Consider the following 16,328-nt stretch of genomic DNA (forward strand, 5'->3'; position numbering starts at 1 on the left):
ATGGAGTTGGCAATAGCTGAAATGTTGATTTCAAGCAGATCGCATTTTTTTCGGAAAGGCCATCATTACGATTATTATACTTCTTTCAATAGTCAGCCCCACTTGCACCCGATCAACATGGAAGGGCTGTCGGCCGGAATTACAGCGGATCAGAATACACTGGCTGAATTCGTGGATTCTCTGAAGCTGGCTTCTACGGAGTTGTCCCATACAAGGATACTTAAACAAGGTAAGGATAAGCAGACATTGCCGGAAGTGCAGCGGTTGTTCGCCCAGAATGTGCCGCAAGTCTTCCGGCTTCCCCATGGTGAGGGTGAGCAGCAGCGGCAGGCTCTTGAATGGGAGCTTGTTCGTCTTTTCAAGCTGTCCGAGGAGCAATGGAGTCCGGTCCGTTCGTTCAGTGAAGCCATCGGGGTTAAGCCACAGGTTGTAATCGCAGCCGTCTTCATAGCATTGCTCGCCAGGTACCCGGAGTATGAAATGAAAGCAGGGGTAAAGGCAATTGGCAAAAGAGGACGAAGCATAACCTGGTTTGACTGTTCCAATGCGGAAGGAAGGACGTTGCGGGCACTGATTGGACAAGTCAAGGAAGCGCTTCCCAATGATAAGGAAGCATCCTCCTACCAACTGCTGTTGCAGATTCCGAATCTCCCCTTGGAGAACAAGGAAGCGGCTGTGCCGGACGCCGTAGTCTCGTTCCGGGAGGAAGGGGAGGCTTGCATCGGAGGGATTAAATACTCGCCGATATTGTGTGATTCGATCTCCATCGAGTTAACGCTCCGGCAGTTCTTGAGCTTCCTCACGAATCTGTTGCAGGAACCGGATACGGTTATAGATCAAGTGCCTTTGATGAGCGGGGAAGAAGAGTCCTTCCTGCTGGAATGTGCCGGTTATGACGAAGAGGTAGCGTTTGAACTGTCGCTGTATGAACGTTTTGCACATTCAGCCTCCCTGGACAGTGATGCCGTTGCTGTTATTCATGAGAGCGGCAACGGCGAAACGGATGCGTGGTCCTTCCGCGAGTTGTCAACTGCGGTTGACAGACTCGCATTGCGGATCAGCAGTCTGGGCATCGCCCCCGGTTCTTCCATCGGGGTATACGGTGAAAGATCCATCCACACCATCGTTTCAATCCTGGCTATATTTAAGCTGGGACTTACGTATGTTCCATTGGACGGAAGTTATCCGGAGGCACAAATTCTTTATATGATTCAGGATGCCGGCCTCGTTCTGATTCTGGACACGGATTCCCGAGAGTCATTTATCGACAGCGGGCGTGTTCCGGTACTTCGCCTGGACGGACCAGACCCGATCTCCGGCGAAATCGGTGAGGATGGAGGAATACTGCCGGATACGCTCTATGCCTCTGACGGTGCTTCACTCATTCTCTATACATCAGGATCGACCGGTACTCCCAAGGGGGTCAGACACAGACAGCAGCAGCTAATCAATTATTTCAACCACATGTGGACCCGATATCCGTTCAGACAGGGGGACCGGACCTGCCAACGGACCAGCATGAATTTTATGCCGTCCATGTGGGAATTTCTTGGGGCGCTTCTGCAGGGGATTACAACGGTGATTCTGTCCGATACGGTTGTAAAGGACCCGGGTAAGATTATACACGCACTAGATAAACATAAGGTCAGCTGTTGCACGATGCTTCCGTCCATGCTTCGCCGGATGTTTGAATCGTCTGAGGATTTAACCGTTCTGAAGCAGGTTCGGATGTGGATGACGGTCGGAGAGCCGTTCACGCTGGATTTGTTCAAGCCATTTATGAAGCACTTCCCGGATGCTCTGCTCGTAGCTGATTACGGTGCGACAGAGGTGAACGGAATCATGCAATTTACAACGGCAGACTGTGATCTTGCAGAAGGCAAGATGGCCTGGTTCAGACCGATTACGAATGTCAAGGCTTACATTCTGGATTCCCGGATGCGATTGTGCCCTGTTGGAGTGCCCGGAGAGCTGCACATCGGCGGTGCCTCATTGGCCGTAGAGTATGTGAATAGGCAGGAGGAGACGGCAGCCAAGTTCACCAACAACCCACTTCGCGGAAGCGCGGGAGAGCGGTTGTACAAGATGGGGGACATGGCCCGTTATTTGCCGGACGGAACCATCCAGCTGCTGGGCAGACAGGATCATCAGGTGAAGATCCGCGGAATCCGTATCGAGCTATCTGCCGTCGAGAAGGTGCTGGGCGAAGTTGAGCGGATACAGGAATGCGCTGTTGTGGCCAAGGAGAGCGGCAACGGGACCAAACGGCTGGTGGCCTTCCTTGCCTTGAAGCAGGAAGCCGTTTTTTCGGACGAGGAAGTAAGGGGGTACCTGGGTGCAAGATTGCCGGAGTTTATGGTTCCGTCCTCCTTCATCGTTCTGAAGGAAATGCCGCGAACTCCCAATGGCAAGCTGGATCGTCACAGACTAATCAAGGCCGATACCGCTGCCCTTGTGCGTGAGCTGGAAGAAACGGCGGGCAAGGCTGCGAACACTGTCGTTCCGCCGGTTGAAGCTTCTGCCGAACTGGACCATGACACCGTCAGGGATGAGCTGCTCCGGATTGCAACAGAAATCCTGGGAGGTGGCCCGGACGAGATCAAGCCGCATCATAAATATTACGAAGTCGGCTTCGATTCAATGACCATCGTTGATTTCATGAACCGGATCAAAGCGTTGTTCGCGGTCAAGCTGGAGGTTACGGATTTCTACGATCATCCCAGCATCAAGGATTTGGTTATGTTCCTGGCCGGAAAGGGGGTCCGTCCAGTTCCGGTTGCTCCCCCGCTGCCCGAGCCGGGCACTGCTGCCGTGGACACCGGCAATGCTTCGCAGGAGGCCAGTTCGTCTGGACTTGCAGCAACGGATGATCCGGCCAAGCCGGAGGACGACGTCTCGACGAGCCGGCAGCCGGTTGACAGAAAAGTAGCCGTAATCGGCTTGTCCTGCAGATTTCCGGGGGCCCGGAATGCCGAAGAGTATTGGAGCAATCTGGCCGCCGGCGTCTGCTCCGTAACGGAGATTCCCGCAGGAAGATGGGAGATGGAGGCATTTTATGACCCGGATCTGAAGAAGCCGTTCCGGTCTGCCAGCAAATGGGGCGGATTTATGCAGGGCATCGACCAGTTCGATTCGGATTTTTTTCGGATTTCTCCACGGGAGAGCGAAATGATGGACCCCCAGCAGCGCTTGATTCTCGAAGAGTGCTGGAAGGCGATGGAAGATGCGGGCTATCAGGAAAAGGAGCTTAGCGATAAGGCGGTTGGCGTATACATTGGCGGAAGGCCGGGGGATTATGTCCAGTTGATCCGCGACCGGCAGCTTCCCCACGATCATTACACGACCATGGGCAATGATAACGCCATTCTGTCAGCCCGGATTTCGTATTATCTCAATCTGAAGGGTCCATGCATAACGGTGGATACCGCCTGCTCTTCTTCGCTTACCGCCATCCATTTGGCTTGCTCCGACATTGCGGCGGGCGAGTCTGAGATGGCTTTTGCAGGAGGCGTGTCCGTGATGTCGTCTCCGGCGCTGTATTATCAGTCCTCCAGTATGGGGATGTTCTCCCCGGATGGACAATGCAAGGCATTCGATAATGAGGCCAACGGGATGGTGCCGGGCGAAGGTGTAGGAATCGTCATTCTGAAAAGCCTGGACCGGGCATTGGAGGACGGGGACCACATTTACGGGGTAATCGTTGCCTCCGGAATCAATCAGGACGGCAAAACCAATGGGATAACCGCTCCGAGTGCTGCCTCGCAGCAGCAATTAATCCGAAATCTGTATGCTAAGTACAAGCTTGATCCTGAACGGATTTCGTATATCGAAGCCCATGGAACCGGCACCAAGCTGGGGGACCCGATCGAGATCAAGGCGTTGACGGAAGCATTCGCCGGCTGGACGGATCGGAAGGGGTACTGTGCGGTCGGTTCCGTAAAGACGAACATCGGCCACACGATTGCTTGCTCCGGGGTAGCCGGGCTGGTAAAGGTTCTGCTGGCAATGAAGCACAAAAAACTTCCCCCGTCGCTGCATTTCAAAAACGCTAATGAGCATATTGATTTCGCCGGCAGCCCCTTCTATGTCAACACGGCGCTTAAGGATTGGGAGGCTCAGGGTCCGCGAATGGCTGCAGTCAGTTCATTCGGCATCAGCGGAACCAACGTGCATCTGGTTGTTGAAGAAGTGCCGCACGCCCCGCGGGGCGGCAGCGATTCACTTCCGTACCACATCGTGCCGCTTTCTGCCAAAACGAAACGGGCGCTGATGGCCAAGGCAGGCGAATTGGCCGTTTGGCTGGATAAGGAAGGGAGTGGCTATACCCTAGACGAGATCGGCTATACGCTGCAGGCGGGACGGAGCATGTTTGATTGCCGTGCCGCCTTCGTGGCGGCGGGCCACCACGATCTGAAGCGCAAGCTGGAAGCCTTTCTGAACGGGGAGGAGCTGCCGTATATTTACAGCAATCTTCGTCCTCAGGCGGAGGCGCAGGCAGAGGAGCACGGCCCATACCGGCAGGACACGCTTGTCAGAAGACTCGGCAAGGTAGGCCTTGAACGGGAGGAGTACAGAAATATAGCCGGTCAGATCGCTGTATGGTTCGTTCAGGGACAGGATATCTACTGGAACCTGATTCCGCGCGACGGCCGCCTCGGCCGGATTTCCATGCCGGTCTACCCGTTCGAACGTCAGAGCTATTGGATTGCAGGGACGTCGGAAAACCGCCCGCAGGTGCAGCTTGAAGAGAAACACGCCAACCCTGACCAGAAGTTACACCCTTACCTGGGGGAGAATGCCTCTACGCTGAAGGAGCAACGATTCAGAACCGTCTTTTCGCTGAAGGATGCCGAAGTACGGGAGCATGTCATACATGGGGCGGCTGTACTTCCGGCGGCGGTCATGCTGGAGATGGCAAGGGCAGCCGGGGAGTCTGCTTGCGAGCAGAAGATACACTTAATTTCTTCTATTGTATGGAAGAAAGAGCTTCGCTTCACCGGGGAATCGAAGCAGGTGGCTATTCATCTCTCGGAGCGGGAAGCTGCTGTTCATTTTACGATAACGGAGCAGACTGACGACGGCCCTCAGACCGTATGCCAAGGCAAGCTGGAGCCGGATGTTGCTCCCCGGTCAGCCGCAAGGTACGAGAAAACCGCTTCTATTCTGGATAGATGCACCCGGTCGAGGCCGGTTGGGGAGCTGTATGCTTCCTTTGCGGAGAAGGGGATATGCTACGGCGCGGGCTATCAAGTAGTGAAGACACTCGCGTACAACGGGAATGAACTGCTGGCCCGGCTGGAGCTGCCGGACGGACAGGCAGGGCAGACCGGCGGAGAAGCCCCCTATTATGAGCTGCTGCCCCAGATGCTGGACGGGGCAATGCATGCTATGGGCGGCTTCGACGAGCTGTTCGAGGCGGATCATTCGTATGTGCCGTTTATGCTGGGGCAGCTGGAGCTTTATCGGCCTCTAGGCCGACAGTGCTGGACCCATATCCGTCTCCACCGCCCTAATGAAGCGGGTCATGGAATAATTAAGGCTGATATCGACGTATTTGACGAGCAGAGTGAATTATGTTTGAGCATGAAAGATTTTGTAATCAAAGCGATAACAACACCGGGGAAAACGGTTGTCAATATAACGGCGGAGCCGGAAGTGCTGTTTTTTGAAGGCCGCTGGAAGAGTAAGGAACTGCTCATATCGTCTCCTGCTGCAAACGTCAAGAACATAATGGTATTCGGCAGTGAGGAATACCGGGTGCCAGCAGGCGCTCTTGCGGAGCAGCGGGTCATAGTTGTCAAGCAGGGAACGTCATGGAGACAGCTGTCGGATACAATGTACGAAGTGGGCTGCGAATATGCGGATTACAGCAAACTTATGGACGTATTATTCGAACGCGGCTTCCGGCCTGACGGCATCCTGCATCTATGGACGCTGGATACCGGCATGTACCGCGACCCCTCTGTTCATATGGAAGCAGGCGTATACTCGTTGTATCTGTTAACCAAAGCATATATGCATGGGCCATATAGCTCGGAGACGGTGCGTCTGGTCTATGCATACTCCGGCGAGAACAACGATGCGTATCCCCACTACGCGGGAGTCAACGCCTTCCTTCGGACTGCGGCGGCAGAGAATCCGCGATTCCGCACCACAAGTGTCATGCTGGAGCCTGATCTGCTGCGGAAGGACTGGGCGGCCTGTTATGCCAGGCTGAGCAATGAATTGAATGAGGTGTCCGGGGATTCGGAGGTTATGTACTCCGGGCCTGGGCGGAGCGTTAAGGTTATGGAGTCCGTTGAACTGCGGCAAGTGCCGGAAGCCGGGCCAGTCTACCGTGGAACATACGTGATTACAGGCGGTCTTGGGGGCATTGGCTATCAATTGGCCTGCCGCATGCTGGCTGATCCCGGCTGCCGGGTCATCGTCATCGGGCGTTCCGAACTGGATGAAGTGCGAAAGCACAGGCTGCAACAATTACAGACATTTGCAGGCGAAGCCCATTACATCCAAGGGGATATCGCCAGCTATAGGGAGGCCAGAAGCGCTCTGCAGGAATGCCGGAAGCGTTATGGACCTATCCAGGGAGTGCTTCATTGTGCGGGGGTAACCCGTGATGCTTTATTGTTTCATAAGGAGCGCCATGATTTCGATGCCGTGCTGCAATCGAAGGTATGGGGCACCTTGAACCTTGATGAGTTGACTGCTTCCGATGATCTTGAGTTCTTTGTTCTGTTCTCGTCCATTTCGTCTGTGTTCGGTAATGCCGGTCAAAGCGATTATGCCTATGCCAACCGCTTTATGGACGAATTCGCAGCGGGAAGGGAGCAGAAGCGTCTCAACGGCTTAAGGTCCGGCAAAAGCTTGGCAGTGAATTGGCCCTTGTGGGCAGACGGAGGCCTGCAGCTGACGGAGGCGTACAAGAAGAAGCTGCGGATGGAGCTGGGGATGGCCGAGCTCGGCAGCCGAGCAGGAATAGCCGCCTTAGAACAGGCGCTGCAGTCTCCGTATCCGTGCCTTGCCGTTCTGGCCGGTGATCCCGAGCTTCTGTTGCAGCGGACAGCCAGCCGGCTCTTCATTCAACCGGGAGGGCGGGAGAAGCAGCTGCAACCGTACGCAGCTGCTTCGGCCGGGCCGCAAGACCGGCTCTCGGCGCTTCCTGGGGTGAAAGCGCCGGAAGATGACGCTGTCAAGCTCAAGCGGGTAGAAGAGCTGCTGATAGGCCTTGTGGCCACCGAGACCCGCCTGCCGGCCGGGAAGGTGCAGCCGCAGCGCAGCATGGATGAATACGGCTTGAATTCTTTAATGATTATGAATATGACGGGGGAGCTAATCAGTCAATTTGGAGCCTTGCCGCAGACGGTATTCTTCGAGCACCGCAATCTTAAGGAACTGGCGGTCTATTTAGTGAAGGCATACCCGGATCAGACGGCGAAGCTGTGCGGAGAAGCCGAGGACCTCGCCGTCAAGGAGCCTGAGCAGAAGACAGGAGAACGCTTTCTTCCGGAGGATGCAGCTGCAGGAGACCCGGCGGTCAAGGAGCAGGAGACTTCCCTGGCTGAATCTGCCGGGACAGGGAAGAACGGTGATAAGGATGAACGGATTGCCATTATCGGGATTAGCGGACGTTATCCGATGGCCCGGACCCTGGAAGACTATTGGAACAATCTGAAGTCGGGCAGGGATTGTATTGCCGAGATCCCGGCGGACCGCTGGGATCTGCACGCTTTCTTCGATCCGAACAAGGAAGCGAAGGGGAAGAGCTATACCAAATGGGGCGGTTTTCTGGACGGCATGGAGGAGTTCGATCCGCTTTTTTTCAATATATCGCCCAAGGAAGCGGAGCTGATGGACCCGCAGGAAAGGCTGTTTCTGGAATGTGCATGGGAAACGCTGGAAGACGCCGGTTATACGCGCAAAGCGTTGGATAAAGCCAAGGTAGGCGTATATGTGGGAGCGATGTGGAGCCAGTATCAGCTGTACGGCGCCTCAGGAGATGAACGGGAGAAACCGACCTCAAGCTTCTCCTCCATTGCCAACAGGGTATCGTACGTAATGGATTTTACAGGACCCAGCATGGCGGTAGATACTATGTGCTCCTCTTCGTTGACTGCGATCAAGCTTGCCTGCGACAGCCTTGCTCGCGGGGAGGCGGATTATGCGCTTGCCGGCGGAGTGAACGTGGCCTCGCATCCCAATAAATATATTTTGGTCAGCCAGGGCAAATTCGGCTCCACGGACGGAAGATGTCGCAGCTTCGGCGAAGGCGGAGACGGGTATGTGCCGGGTGAAGGCGTAGGGGCCGTGCTATTGAAGCCGCTGGCCCAAGCCGTCCGGGACGGAGATTCCATCTATGGCGTAATTGCGGGTACTTCGCTTAACCATGGGGGCAAAACCAACGGATATACCGTTCCGAGCCCGGTATCCCAGGCGGAGCTGCTGAGCCAGGCATTTCATGAGTCGGGAATTGACCCGCGCACGATCAGCTATCTCGAAGCCCACGGCACCGGAACCGCTCTGGGAGACCCTATTGAAATCGAGGGCATTAACAGGGCGTTCGCATCCTTTACGGAGGATAAAGGCTTCTGTGCCATAGGCTCAGTGAAGTCGAATGTGGGGCATCTTGAATCGGCGGCCGGGATTGCGGCACTGACGAAGGTGCTCTTGCAAATGCGCGAGCGGATGCTGGTACCGTCGCTGCACGCTGAACAGTTAAATCCAAGAATCGATTTCCGGAATTCTCCGGTCCGCGTTCAGCGCGAATGCAGTGAATGGAGACAGCCTGTCCGCACGGTGAACGGGAAGCAGGAGAGGTATCCGCGCCGGGCGGGAATCAGCTCCTTTGGAGCAGGGGGCTCCAACGCTTTCCTGGTCATAGAGGAATATGCAGAGGAGCAAGCCGTCTCCGGCAAAAGGTCAAGCGATAACAGACAGTCTGCTTCCATAGCGGTGCTCTCCGCCAGGACAAGGGAACGGCTGTCTGAGTATGCAGGTATCATGAAGGCATTTGTGGACATCCGGCGATTGCAGGAAGGAGCGGCGGCAGGCGCAGAGGAACCGGCTGCGGCTTATTCGCTGCTGGAGTACATCGAGGCGGTGACCGGAGGCGGACAGGAGCAGCTGGATGCAGGGGAAATGCTCGGAGATGTATTGGGCACTGCGGCCGACATCATGCAATTCGCATCCGGGATTAATCAGAGGTTCGGGGTTGAACTGAATCTGCACGATGTGGCAGGCGGTCTGACGGTCGGCGGCCTGGACAAGCTCATTGCGGATGCCAGAAGACAACGCGAAGGGGCGGCGGCAACCGCAGTTCTGCAACCGCTTCGGACAGGCGCCGGCGTTGCGGGCTGCTCGTTGCAGGATTTCGTCTATACGCTACAGACCGGCCGTGAACACTTTGAGGAGCGGCTGGCTATCATCTGCGAGGATTTTAATGAGCTGAGCGATCTGCTGGATGTGTATCTTCAAGGCGGCGATGCGCCGGGGCTATACTCCGGATGTGCAGCGGACAAGCTGCTGTTCGGGCAGGTTCCTGCACTTGACCTAGACCCTGAGCTTGTCGATCTAACGGCCAGGGACCGTCTGAATGATATTGCCAGAAGCTGGACGGAGGGCTCTGAAATTCCATGGAAAAAATTGTTTTCGAACTCGAAGCGCCGTCCGGTCCGGCTACCGACCTATCCCTTTAGCAGAGAACGTTACTGGGTAGAGACCCGCTGCACACTTCAGGCAACGGTGGAGGCGACAGCTGCCGACACTCTGCTGCCGTTTATAGATGCGAATGTATCCACCTTTGAAGGTCTGGCGTATACCAAGCTTTTCGACAGGGAGAATGCTCTGATCCAGGATCATATTGTGCAGGGAGCTGTTCTTGTTCCGGGTGCGGCCATGATCGAGATGGCCAGGTCGGCCGGCTCGCTGGCGAAGCCGGGGACAATCGTTGCAGGGCTGAAACATGCAATGTGGTTCTCGTCCCTTGATGTAACGGCCGGAAGCAAACAGGCGACGATCATGTTAACCCCGGACGGCAACCAAGCGAAGTATACCATTGTTACCGGCGTCCAGGGAGAGCAGACGGTTCACTTTAAAGGTACTCTATCCTATGGAAACGCTGCCCCCGGCAATCCGCTCGATCTTTCAATGATAAGAAAGCGGTGCCTGAACTTGATCTTCCCTGCCGAGCTTTATTCCGGCCTCCATGATCGGGGTCTTCAATACGGCCCCGGTTATCAGGTTATGGCGGAGCTGTATCACAATGAGGTTGAGGCACTGGGCCATATCCAGCTGCCGTCCGGAAGCCGGCAGTATGAAGGCGGCGGGGGCCATCCGGCGATATGGGATGGGGCACTGCATTCGGTTGCCGCTCTGGCATGGGGAGAATCGGCCGAACAAGCAGGGCTGCCGTTTGCCATTGAGGAAATTGCATTCTATGGCGCCCTGCCGAATGAGTGCTGGGTATACACCGTAAAGGGCAGCGCAGGATATGACATTACGATCTGCGATATGTCCGGGAACCGCTTGGCCCAGATGGACGGCTTCCGCTTGACCGGAACGCCTGGCCCCAAGAAGCAGGCGGAAGACAAGGGGCTTATGTATGTGCGGGAGCAATGGAAGCCGGTTAAACTGGCAATTCAAGTGCCATCCATGGAACGGAGCTTGCTTATCTTCGACGACGACAACGCAAGGTTCGAGCATATAAGGGATGAGCTGAGCAAGTCATACTCTACGATTGTGCGGGTGCGTCCGGGGACTGCATTCCGTAGAACGGAATCGGGGTTTGAGCTGAACCTGGAGGAGCAGGAGGGATACCTTAGACTTTTCCAATCCCTTCGGGAGTCCAGTCTCCGTGACTTCCAGATCATGTGGTTATGGAGCGAGACGAACGCCGTTGATGCTTCCGGCAGCTATAACGTGGACCATGTACACCGCTCGGCGCAGCGCCTGCTCTGCTTCACCAAAGCAATAGCCGGTGCGGGGGGGAGTGAACAAACGAAGATCCTGTTTGCTTACACGGGGCAGCATCCAGAATGGGAGAGCTCCTGCGCAGCCGCTTTTGTCAAAAGTGTCTGCCTGGAGAGCAAGCAGGCGGTCTATAGAACGGTCCGCGTGCATGACCGGCTGCAGGCTGCGGAGCTGGCTCAACTGCTGTATCGGGAAGTAAACGCCATTCAGCAATCCTTTGCGGAGATTGCGTATACCGGCGGTATACGGATGATGCGGCTGCTGGAGGAAGCGGATATCGGTCTTCGGCTGAATGCCGATATCCGCCAGCATGCCGGGTCGTCTCCCCGCAGTCATGCACAGGAGCGGCCGGTATATGTAATCACCGGCGGAGCAGGCGGGCTGGGCCTCGTCTTCGCCCGGTATTTGGCGTCCTTGCGTCCTTGCATCCTTGTGCTGGCCGGAAGGTCGGAGCTGAATTCGGAGAAGCAAGCGGTGCTGGAACAGCTTGGGGAGACAGCCGAGATATCGTATCTGAGCTGCGACTTGTCGGACGCTGCGGATACACGTCGACTCTTCCAGATCATCGGGCAGCGGTACGGGGCCGTTCACGGTGTGATCCACGCCGCCGGAGTCACCAGGGATTCATTGGTGAAAGGGAAGTCCGAAGCAGAATTGCAGGCTGTGCTTGCGCCCAAGGTAAACGGGATCTTCCATGTGGATGAAGTCACCAAGGAAGAACCGCTTGAATTTTTTGTGGCCTTCTCTTCTATAGCGGCGGTGGCGGGAAGCCGAGGACAGGCCGACTATGCGTTCGCCAACCGTTATATGGATGAGTACATGGAGCATAGGCAGCAGTTAACGAACATCGGCCGGCGCTCCGGTGTATCGTTATCCGTGAACTGGCCTCTGTGGCAGGAGGGCGGCATGGTGATGCCCGCTGCCGTAAGCGCCAGGATGGAAGAAGAGACCGGTCTGTCGTCTCTGCAGACCGACCGGGGAGTGCGGGCCTTTGAAGTGATGCTCGGTGCCGGTTATCCCCGGCTGACGGTGGCGGAAGGACGGCTGAACAAGGTGAGAGACTGGCTGTTCCCGCCGCAGGACCTACCTGCTGCCGAAGCTTCGAGGCTGGAGGCGGATGCGGCTGCCGGCCTCCCAGGTAGGGGGGATGATCCGGCCCCGGAGCAGGTTGCTGCATTTGTGAAAGAAATGATCTCCCGGACGACAAAGGTAGCGGTGGAACGCATCCGCGATACCGATACGTTTGACCGGTATGGTATGGATTCTGTCATGCTTATGGGGATGGGGCGTGAGCTAGGGGCTGTCATCGGTGCGGATGCCCAAACCGTATTCGTCGAATACAATTCGGTGCGGCAGATAAGCGGCTGGTTGCTGAGCAATCACCGGGAGCGGCTGGCAGCTTATTTCCGGAAGGATTGTGCCAATGCAGTTGCCTCGGCTCCTTCGACTCCTTGGACGCCTTCGACCCCGGCTCCTTCGGCCAACCCTCAGCAGGTGCGGCCGGGTGCCAAAGAGGTTGCTGTAATCGGGTTAAGCGGGAAGTACCCTGAGGCGGAGACGGCCGCTGAATTCTGGAGCAATCTGAGTACAGGGAAGGATTGCATCCGGGAGGTGCCCGCCGAGCGGTGGAACGGCGATTTGTATATGAATGCCGCTGCAGACCAGCGGCACATGCGCAGCAATGGCAAGTGGGGGGGATTCATTAAAGATGTGGATCGGTTCGATCCGCTCTTTTTTAACATTTCGCCCAAGGAAGCGGTCGGTATGGACCCGCAGGAGAGAATCATGCTGGAGACGGTCTGGCACGCGCTGGAGGATGCCGGCTACTCAAGAGCAAAATTGAACCGCTTGGAGAAGGAAGGGCGGCGGGTAGGCGTATTTATCGGGGCTATGACTCAGCCGTATCCTTGGGTTGCCAAGGATAAACAGGTCGGGGCCATTCTTTCCGGTGCTTCTTATTGGTCGATTGCCAATCGAATTTCGTATTATCTGGGCATTCAGGGACCGAGTATGGCCGTGGATACCGCTTGCTCCTCTTCGCTTGCGGCGCTGCATCTGGCGGTCAACAGCTTGCGGTTGGGAGAGTGCGCGATGGCTATTGTCGGAGGCGTGAACTTAAGCCTGCATCCTTACAAGTATATAGGCTTGTCCCAGGCCAAGCTGCTGGGAAGCCACAGCAGGAGTCTCAGCATGGGCGACGGAGACGGTTATCTTCCGGGTGAAGGAGCGGGTGTCGTCATATTGAAGCTCGCCGAACCGGCGGAAGCGGACCATGATCGAATTCTCTGCAGGATCAAGGGCAGCGCCGTTAACCATAGCGGCAGAACCAGTGCCTACAAGGTTCCTTCCGGTGACGCGCAGGCGGAGCTTATCCGCCTGGCGTTGGCCGATGCGGGAGCGGAGCCTGCCACGATTGGTTATGTCGAAACGGCAGCCAACGGATCGGCGGTCGGAGATGCAATCGAAATGGATGCGCTGAAGCTTGTTTTTCAAGATTGCAGCGCGGACAGTCATGTGTGTGCCGTCGGATCGGTCAAATCCAACATCGGGCATTTGGAGGCGGCCTCCGGGATGTCCCAATTGACCAAGGTCATTATGCAACTGGTGAACCGTAAGCTCGTTCCCTCGCTTCATGCGGACAGCTTGAACCCACGGATCGACCTGACGGGCACCGTTTTGCAGATTCAACGTGAAACGGCCGATTGGAGTAGGCTGCGGCAAGACGGCGACGATGGCTTCGGCCCGGAAATACCGTTGCGCGCAGTGATCCATGCTGTCGGTGCCGGTGGAACCAATGCGGCGCTCGTTGTAGAAGAGCATCTCCCCGCTCTGCAGGCAGAGCTGACACAAGAGCCGGAGACAGCAGGTCCCTTCCTGTTGTTAATGTCGGCCCGAAACGCGGAGAGACTTGGCCGGGTGGCCCGCAATTTGCTGGAGTATTTGACAAGCAGCGAATACGTCTCTATGAGGGACCTTGCCTATTCGCTGGCTCTGAGGGAGCCGATGGAAGAAAGGCTGGCCCTTGTTGTGCAGGATAAGCAGGCTGCCGTCGATGCGCTGGAGCGGGTGTTGGGCGGAAGCGCAGCCGGGACCGGAATATTTGCGGGGAGTGTAGAGGAGCCGGGTATCCAATCTCGCCTAAGTGCAACTGACGGGACTACGGCCAGGTTGTCCGTCTTTGCGGAGCGGTGGGTGCACGGCATTGAGTTGGTGCTTGACGATCTGTACCCGCCGGAGGAATGCTTCATGCTGCCTCTGCCGGGTTATCCCTTCGAACGGGAAAGCTATTGGGTCGCCAGCGACTTGACTGCAAAGCAACAGCTGGAACCAGCGGCAGAGGCTGCACCGGACCGGACTGCATCAAATCAGGCTGCACCAGACCAAGTTGCACCGGACCGTGAGGTTTCGAGCGAAATCAGGGACTATCTGACGGAGCTGCTTGCGGAACTGCTGGATTTGAAGGCGGAGCAGATTAAGCCGGACCAGCGGTTTGACAAATACGGCATGGATTCCCTGACTGCCAGCAGTATGGTAAAGGCTATCCGGCAATTTTTAGGGATAACGGTTACCCTGCCTGATTTGTTCGAGCACTACTCCATTGAGCGGCTCAGCGGCTTCTTAATGGAACACGGTGCTCCCCAGACCTGGGAATTGCCGGAGAACCTCTTCTCCGGTAAGGATGCTACAGAAGCGGAGCCGGAAGGCGAAGCATCCTTCGACTATTACCTGAACAACTTGATTTTATCGAGTATGGAAGATAACAAGCTTCAATTAGAAGAGGCGCTGGCTTTGAAGGATATCATAAAGTCTTTTGTTGAAAGCGGTGAAACGAATGATCGAAAGAGAGATATATCAAAAGTTTGCTGACGGCCGGTTGTCGCGGGAGGAAGCCCTCAAGCTGATAGCCGGAAGCCACCGGCGCAGATCTTCACGGACAGCTCTGTCTGCTGGACAAAAGGGAATGTGGGTTGAGCATATGCTATCGCCCGGCAGTTGGGCCTATCATACTCCCGGTGCCTTTAAAGTACATGCCGGATTTAACGAGAATCTTCTCTATAAAGCGCTGGAGTATATGCTTTCGGTTCATCCTTCCCTTCGAACGGTACTGCTGCGTGAGGAAGGGGAGTTCTTCCCGTACCAGGTGACCGACAGTGCAGTGCTTCCGGCGATCAGCCGGTTCGCTGCGGCCGGATTGGCTGAAGATGAGGTCAACCGCCTGCTCCGGGAAGACATTAAGCGGCCCTTTGATCTGGAAGCGGGACCGCTCTTTCGCGCAAGTCTGTATGATGTGTCGGATGAGTACTCCCTGTTGCTGTTTACGTTCCACCATATCATTCTGGACGGCCTTTCTTCGCAGCTGTTTCTGAGCGATTTGCAGACCTGCTATGCCTCCTTGAGCCAGGGGCGCACACCGGTACTGCAGGAACGGCGTGCAGATTTCACCGATTATGTTCATTACGAACAACGTTATCTCAACAGCGATAAGGCCGGCAGGGATCGCAGCTTTTGGCTGGACCGGCTGGCTGTGCCTGTACCTTCTTTGGAGCTGCCTGTAACCGGTATGCGCTCTGCCCCTTCTGCGGAAGGGGCGTCTTTTTTATTTTCGGCTCCGGAGTGGCTGGTTGCCGCCTTAAAGTCCGTACCGACATCCAAGCCGGTGACGCTGTTCTCTATAATGATGGCGGCTTATCAGCTCGTTCTTTCCCGGCTAGGCAATCAAACCGACATCTCCATCGGGACGCCGGTGGCCGGCAGACCGGAAGAGAGCTTCGATAATGTAATCGGCAATTTTATGAACATGGTTGTGATCCGCAATGATATCGATCCAGCCGATTCGCTGCTGGCCTTCATTGAGAAGGTTCACCGGACGGTGCTTGGATCCCTTGAACACAGCCAGTATCCGTACTATACATTGGCCCGCGAGCTCAATGACCAGCGTCCGTCGGGGGAACGTTTTTTGTTCCAGGCGGCGTTTTATTTTCAGAACGGCATTCAGGCAGCGGAGGATGGTATCTTCCTGGACTGTCTGCACCATATCCATCAGCTTGGGGAATTCGACCTGACGCTGGAAGTAATCGAGAAGGCTAACGGATGTCTGTTCCATCTGAAATACAATCCCGATGTGTATGCATTGGATACGGTGGAGACGTTGGCCCGCCACTATATCCGCGCGCTCGAAGCAATAGCCGGGCAAGGAGGTCTCCAGCTCTCCGGAGTTACACTGTTGTCCGAGGAAGAACGTCAGCTGCTGCTCTACGGCTGGAACGATACCGAGACGGCTTATCCGCGCGGCTTAACGTTTGTTGATCTGTTCTGTGAACAGGTCAAGCGCTCTCCCCATTCCGAAGCGGTACGCTTCCGGG

2 protein-coding genes (1 of these 2 only partly in view) are annotated in these 16,328 nt (G+C 56.0%); both read left to right on the top strand.

What is annotated here, in order from left to right:
* On the top strand, positions 1-14,832 hold the full coding sequence (locus A3842_RS31295; protein WP_178382273.1) for an amino acid adenylation domain-containing protein: 14,832 nt from the start codon (positions 1-3) through the stop codon (positions 14,830-14,832).
* Positions 14,798-16,328, top strand: the 5' end (the start) of a protein-coding gene (locus A3842_RS31765; protein ID WP_143186120.1) for a non-ribosomal peptide synthetase. It continues 21,257 nt past the right edge of the window; only the first 1,531 of its 22,788 coding nucleotides appear in the window; it begins with the start codon at positions 14,798-14,800; its stop codon lies off the right edge, out of view. Before A3842_RS31295 ends, A3842_RS31765 begins: the two co-directional genes overlap by 35 nt.

The sequence above is a fragment of the Paenibacillus sp. P3E genome (assembly GCF_001909045.1).
In the GTDB taxonomy this organism is placed as follows: domain Bacteria; phylum Bacillota; class Bacilli; order Paenibacillales; family Paenibacillaceae; genus Paenibacillus_AQ; species Paenibacillus_AQ helianthi.